Annotated in this window: 4 protein-coding genes; all 4 read right to left on the minus strand. The window is 63.1% G+C overall.

The window, feature by feature from the left end:
• Positions 1-9: 9 nt before the first annotated feature.
• Entirely contained in the window at positions 10-2,238 is a 2,229-nt protein-coding gene (locus KF724_13750) for an AAA family ATPase (GenBank protein MBX3356753.1), read from the minus strand.
• A gap of 881 nt (positions 2,239-3,119) precedes the next feature.
• Positions 3,120-3,569, minus strand: a complete 450-nt coding sequence (locus KF724_13755) for a hypothetical protein (GenBank protein MBX3356754.1) — start codon at positions 3,567-3,569, stop codon at positions 3,120-3,122.
• Positions 3,570-3,742: 173 nt separating this feature from the next.
• On the minus strand, positions 3,743-4,516 hold the full coding sequence (locus tag KF724_13760) for an abortive infection family protein (protein MBX3356755.1): 774 nt from the start codon (positions 4,514-4,516) through the stop codon (positions 3,743-3,745).
• 1,463 nt (positions 4,517-5,979) lie between these two features.
• Positions 5,980-6,487, minus strand: a 508-nt coding sequence (locus KF724_13765) for a hypothetical protein (protein ID MBX3356756.1), incomplete at its 5' end; no start/stop codon positions are given.

The raw sequence follows: 6,487 nt of genomic DNA on the forward strand, positions 1-6,487 counted from the left end.
CCTTGCCGATCAGCGGCCGGCCGAGGGCCGGTCCGCTGCATCGGCTTGTTCGGCGGCCTGATCGTTCAGGTCTTCGACAACAGCTTCAGCGGATCCAATCTGATTGGGTTCGTCGTCACTCTTTCCGCCAGCATCCGGTGGTTCGCCGTCCTTCTTCCACTTGTTGTAGACGAACATGAACTGCTCGGCCAGTCGCTGCTCAACGGGCTTGCCGCTGTCCGGGAACCACTGCAGATTCTCGAAGTCACCCGGCAAGTGCTGACGAATCAGTTGGGCGAGCGCGTCGAGGTCATAGATCAGCTTGATGTTCTTGAGTTGGTTTCCATCAAGCTCGCCAACACGCGGCAGTACATCGCCTTCGCCCCACGATCTCGGAGCCATTGCCTGCAAAAACAGTGCGATTCTCTTGGAGTCCTTGGCGAACACCGAGGCAAGGTGTGCCTGCACAGGCTCGCGTCCCTCGACCCGCCACCACTCGTACAGGAGCGATTGCTCCTGCGGCACGTCCACGTTGAACAACGGCTCACCGGCGTTCGCGCGATCCTTGATGCGCCTGACGAGCACCATGCCAACCTCCCTGACCTCGTCCTTCGTCAACGTGTTGCTATCGGACTTGTCTGCGTCGTCGGTCACGTGAAGCCAACGGAGTACCTCGTCGCCGAACCACAGCGGGTCAGCGGCCTCGATGACCTGCTTCGCCAGCGTGACACGCTGGGATCCTGCGGGAAGCCGTCGGATGAGGTGCGAGATCAGAATGCCCGCCTGTGACACCGGCTCAGCGAAACTGAACAGGGAAGGGGGATTGGGGATGTGCTTCGCGTTCGCGGCGATCGCGAGGCAAAGCGAAGGCACAGCCTCGGTCGATGTGCTTTCTTCGTGCTGCCGCATCCGCTCGATGACCCGCTTGGCCTTGCTGCCCGTGAAGTAGGCAACGATGTCTGCGCCAACCTCGGAAGCTGGTCCTTTGGCGGCCTTCGCGTACAACGCCTCCATTTCCGAGTCGCGCACGTCGCTCTTGGGGACGCTGTACGAGAAGTATCGGGCGCAGTAGTCCGGTGAACAAATCCGCTTGGCCTTCGCCCAAGGCGAGAGCCAGTCGCTTCCATATCCACCGCCCCCGTATGCACTGCCGAGCCTCGGAAACAGACCTTTGAGCAGCGACTTGATCGCCTCTTGCTCCTCTGTGGGCAGCGCGTCGACCACCGGCTTCAAGAGCGCCGCGGCGCGCGGCCCATCGTGGCCCCGTCGCCTGTGTTCCGACTCCACGCCGGAGAGCTTGTCGTGATTGGCCCGGATGATGTCGTGGATCGCCGGGTAGAACGCCCGCACGGCCTCGATCAAGAGCAGGTCCACGATGTTGACCTCTCCCCTGAGCATCGGCAGGGCGAACATCAAGCCGTTCCCGTACCGCTTGGCCGCGCGGGGCGTGTCGAGCCTGATCGAGATGCCGCGATCGAAACCCGACACGAATCCGCCGACGTCTTCCTTGGTCAGTTCAATCCCCGCCGCGCTGATTGCCTGATCGACCTGCTGGAAGCACAGCGACCGCAAGTCCTCCTTCATTGCCACCGGCAGCTTGAGGGGCACTTGGATGATCTTCTCCAAGAAGGCCCGACCCGACGCCTCGTCGCCCGCGCCGTAACGCTCGCCAAGCGATTTGGCCACGGCCACGTCGTCAAAGGCGAGGACGTAGCAGACATTCGGGAAGTCGGCGCATGCCTTGATGAGCCGGAACAGCGTGTGCGTCTCATGCTTGTCAAGGCGGTCGACGTCGTCCACGAGGACGACGATTCGCTTGTCGGCCTTTGCGAGTGCTTCCGAGAGCCGGCTGCGCAGATCTTCAAGGCTCGCCTCGGCTTTGGCACCCGCAACTTCACCGGCTCTGCCGAACCGGTCGTCCACGACACTGGCGTAGCGCCCTATCTTCTCGACCCAGCCTGCGATGTCCTCGCCCTTCGTCGTCAGCTTCGCGCGGATGACCCCCGCAAGCACCCGGAAAAAGCCCGCGAGCATCGCGGGCTCGTCTGTGAACCGCCACGGGTTGAACTCGACTGTGGCCGTCGCGCCGTCCGCGTCCAAATCGGCTCGGAGCATGTTCAGCACCGTCGTCTTGCCATCGCCCCACGGCCCATGAATGCCGACAACCAGGCCCGCACCCTTCGGCAGTTCGCGCAGCACCCCCACCACGCGCTCTGCGAACGTTGCGCGATTCAGTTTGTCGTCGGACTTGCTCGACAAGGGGCGATCATTCGAGAACTCTAGAGTGGGAGTTGCCGTCATCGGGGTCCAATCCACGCTGCCGTGGCCATGCCCTTAATTAACTGTCCGCCATCGAGTCCGCCGAACGATGATGCTCAGCCGCAAAGGCCCCGTGACCGCGGCCGAAGGTCGCGGGCCGGGGCTGACTCAGGCAGTCTAGCAACGGCTGCCTTGGGAACTATCGCCGACTCGGCGGTGCTCATTGGGCCTTTGGCGGCTGCAGCGCCTAGTTAGGCAGTAGCGCTGCAGAGTCTATGGCAGGGACTCCGAAATGCTCGATACGGCGCGTTCCGAGAGAGTTCCGCACTCAGGGCAGCGTAGCTTTGCCGCAACAATGACACGATGCCCGCAGGTTCCGCAAAGTCCTGCGGCGATACGAGAGCGATGGCGCCAGCCCAACACGATGAAGCCAGCAAATCCGGTGAGGACCAGCGGGATTACGAGTCCGAAAATAGAGGCCGGAATAGGTGTGGTATTCTTGGCGACAACTCCGGTCCAGAGAGTTGTATTCGTGGCGGGTTCCCAGGTACCGACGAGCGCGGCGCTGTATCCAGAGGCCTTGTAGACCCAGGCGCAGAAGGAAAAATGAAGCGCGAGCGCGACTGCGAGCAGAGTCACGACCACAAATCCGCACTGACCTCGGGTATGAACGAATCGCATTGCAAGACCTGAAATCGGGGACTTGAAGTGCCTAACGTGCTGCTAAGCCGCAAACGCTGCGGCAGCTCGCGGCCGACGATTCTAAGCGGCCGACCCGCAGCGGTTGTCGGCTTGAGCTGGGAGTTAGGTAGGCTCGCTAGATCCTCGAGCCGCTCTGGGCGTTGGCTTGCCCGATGGACTGGGTGTCTCCACCTTTGCTGCTACCCCCCGGGCCGCTTGTTGCCTTGGACAAGAGGCTGAATGGCCTTGATCATCGCCGCCAGCAGCAAGTCATCAATGCGGCCGCGAATCACGAACACCAGGAGCGGGATGCCAACCAGCCCGACAAAGACCGCTGCGCGAACGCGATCCTCGAACACGCCGGCTGAGTCGCCAGTCTGGGGCGAAGCGAACGCGTCTATGAGCGCGATGAGCAGGTACGCGAAGAAGACGCTGGCCCAGATTCGTTGAGTCGAGTTGACGCCGGGTGACCAGCGCCACACCGACACGATGGCAACGGCGCCGAAGGCCACGGAGAGCGCAAGTCCCGCCCACAGTTGAACCGAGAGAGCGGCTGGGACGATGGCAAAGAGCGCACACATCAGGCCAATGAAGGCCGTCAGCAGGACTGACACGCCGACTCGCGCAAACACTTCTGGCTGGTGGGACACGCTGAAGACCTCGCGATCGCGCTACCTAACGATGTTGCTCAGCCGCAAAGGCCCCCGGCAGCGTCGCCGGGCAGTCGCCGACTGAGCGGACGCCGGCATTCTACCCACGGCTGCCTTGGAACCGTCGCCGGCTCGCCGGTGCTCATGGGGCCTTTGGCGGCTGCAGCAGCTTGTTAGTTGGATGCCACAACTGGTGGTGCGGTCTCTGGAGACGGCGCGAGTCGAGCATCCATGAAGCGCATGACCGACCGAGCGAGATTGATTGCGAATATGGCAGACTCGTAGTCCAAGAGATCGTCGTTGGGATGCGCAAGACTAGCGTTGTTCCTGATCGTTCCAAGAGCGTCGATCATGGCGCCCGCCGCTCGCAGGAGCGTGCGCATTGCCTCGTGCTGAGATCCGGTGAGTTGCAGCGCGCGGTGTTGCTCAAGAAGCAAACGGAGCAGACGGCCAGCAGGGAGGTCGGGCGGATACGTGATCCCTGATGAGTCGCATGCGCCCTTGAGGAATGCGTGCAGTCCAGTGTGAATCCGATCGAGCGCGCTGGTGGGGTTGCGCGCCCGCAAAAGAACCTCCGCATCGGCGAGTGCGGCGGCCGCGGCATTGGTTGCCGACCGCGGAACCACCGATGCTACATGCGCACCTGTGACTTCCGCGAGGAGTCTGGCGTAGGAGTCCGGCTCGCGCTCACGCATCCACTGTGCAAGTTTGGGAAAGTCCAAGAGCACCCTAAGGTTGTCAGGCTTCAGGCCGAGGATGTGCTCAACTGCATCAATGACGTGACCCTTGTAGTCGCTGTCGCCCCAACTGAGGCTCCGAAGCAGTCGGGAATGAGAATCAATCCAGGCTCTCGTACCGGTGATGAGTCCGACCTCAGTCCAGTCAGACGAGTTGAACGTGGACTCAATGGCGCGCGTCAGAAGTAGAGTCCGTTGAACGTGATCCACAGAAGCATTCCAACTAACGATGTTGCTCAGCCGCAAAGGCCCCGGCAGCGTCGCCGGGCAGTCGCCGACTGAGCGGACGCAGGCAGTCTACCCACGGCTGCCTTGGAGACCGTCGCCAACGCGACGGTGCCCGATCAGGGGCCTTTGGCGGCTGCAGCAGCTGGTTAGAACCGTCTGCGACGCGAACCCCGGTGCGCTCGACGCCGCAGCCCCGCTTGATCCCGGCCCGGACGGAGCTTCCGATCGCCAGCTTGGAACGACGAAGCATCCCGGGGCGGATCTGAGCAAGCCGGGAACGGCGGTTGGCGCTCCTCGCGCGATCAAGCGCGAGCGGCGCGGTGCGCTGCTCGCCGCGCATGCGAGAACGGTGCATTGGACCGCCCGCCCCGGGTGCTGGATGATGAACAGGGGGCAACCGTCGCTGCCGCGATGAGGCCGATACCCTCCCAACCAAGTACGCGTGAAGGCGTGGAGCGGTGCTGGGTCACCGGTTCTAACGATGTTGCTCAGCCGCAAAGGCCCCGCTCGGGGGCCTTGAGCGGCTGATCCGCGGGCCAGTGTAGCCAGCTATCGCGATCCGCCCAACCCGCGGATGCCAGAGGGCCTTTGGCGGCTGCAGCAGCTGGTTAGCGCCGTGGCGGCCGCACTGATCGGAACGCTCGACTGCTCCGCGCCGCGTGATCTCGACCGCGGCCGCGTTTGGGAGCCGCCACGACGGAGCGACGAAGCATCCCGGGGCGGACCCGCACGAACCGGGAACGGCACACGGCCTTGAGCGCGCCTTTGTGCTCGAGCGCGGCGCGACATCGATCGGCGCACTTGCGAGAACAATGCCGCGGCGCGACCGCCCCGGGTGCTGGACGCCGAACGGCAGATCGAGTTGAAGACGCGTTGCGGCCGACCACCCTCCTCAACCTGGAACTCGAAGGAAGCGTGGAACGGTGCCGGGGCTATGGCGCTAACGACCTAGCTCACCTGCGGGGCCGCCCGAGTTGCCTATGTGAATCTGAAAAACCCTACATGCGGCCCCGTCAGGTGCAGCGTTTGGTTCGGCCTCTGGCCGACTGCACCCCGCACCAACATGGCCAACAACTACACCCCGCACCAACTCTGGAAGACTGAACCCTGGCCGACTGCACCCCGCACCAACATGGCCAACGACCGCCCCCGAACCAACACTACCAGTGACCGCACCCACTGCCAACTCTGGAAGACCACACCCACTACAAACACACACTACCAGAGCCAGTGCCCATTACCACCGAACTCCGCCAGGCTACGACAACACTCTACCACGATCTGGACCCTTCACCACCGAACTCTGCCATGCGGAACCTGGACTCCAGATCATTCGCCCACGGGTCCGGGCTTCTGCCGCCTAACGACCCAAGCTCAGCGACCCGGCCCGCGGGAGGCCACGATTGCAACAGTGACGCGATGGCCGGGTTCGCTGGAGCGCATGGTTAGGCCGCTTCATTGTTGTAATTGCAGTGAAGTAACTCACAAAAGCTGCGCACGCGTGATTCGGGTAAGGCCGTCGAAAGGCGGAGAGGCTGACCGAACGCATCGTGCCACTCAAGGAGCACCTGATCGTCATGATAGGCATGAATGTGAACTCCGATCTCAGGCGTGGCGTGATGCTCGGCGAACTGAGCAAGCTCAGCCGCCGACGCTGCTGTGAGCGGGAGATGAAAGAATTTGGGGCGCGGCCACACAGTCCCCAGAGCGAGCTTCAGTTGCGGTTCGATGCAGTAGCGGCGCGCCAAGGCGATGCCCTCGGTGGAACAAACGTCCTCCAGGTAGAGAATCGAGCCGCTCGGCAACAAGTCCGGCAGGGCGCGGAAGAAAGCGGGCGCATCCGTGATGGGTTCTGCCTCCCAAGCCGGGCCAATCAACGAGGCGCCGGCAGCCTCTGCCTTCGAGGCGGCTCCGAATATCTTTGCGATCAATCCCATGGTGCGCGGTAGCGGC

The sequence above is a fragment of the Phycisphaeraceae bacterium genome (assembly GCA_019636735.1).
Lineage (GTDB): Bacteria > Planctomycetota > Phycisphaerae > Phycisphaerales > SM1A02 > VGXK01.